Annotated in this window: 1 pseudogene; it reads left to right on the top strand. The window is 47.9% G+C overall.

What is annotated here, in order from left to right:
- Positions 1-457 (top strand): annotated as a pseudogene (locus LJE11_RS19330) (IS200/IS605 family accessory protein TnpB-related protein); the annotation flags it as partial.

Below are 457 nucleotides of genomic sequence, written 5' to 3'. Positions count from 1 at the left end.
TTGTATATGAAAACCACGCCATGCCGGTCTTCTACCGTGATGTCATGTATCGTGAGGGAGCGGAAAGGAAAGACGAAGCATACCTGAAACTCTATGACGGCCATGACTGGAAATGGTTCTGTGTACGTTTGGAGCATACGGATATGGAATATCTGAGAAAATACTGGTCAGGAAAAAAAGCATCTGCCCCGACACTGGAGAAAAGACACCATAAATATTTCCTGCGTTTTACCTATACAGAAGAAGTAACACTTACCAAAACACCTGTGAAAGAACAGGTCATCTGCAGCGTGGACCTGGGGATCAATACCGATGCAGTCTGTACCATCATGCGGGCAGACGGAACTGTCCTGGGAAGAAAATTCATAGATCATCCCAGTGAAAAAGACCGGATGTACCGCGCACTGGGACGGATCCGCAGATTCCAGAGGGAACATGGCTCTGCGCAGACACAGGG

It is taken from the genome of Blautia sp. DFI.1.216, assembly GCF_020594215.1.
In the GTDB taxonomy this organism is placed as follows: Bacteria; Bacillota; Clostridia; order Lachnospirales; family Lachnospiraceae; genus Blautia_A; species Blautia_A wexlerae.
This window is presented reverse-complemented; position numbering and strand designations above follow the sequence as displayed.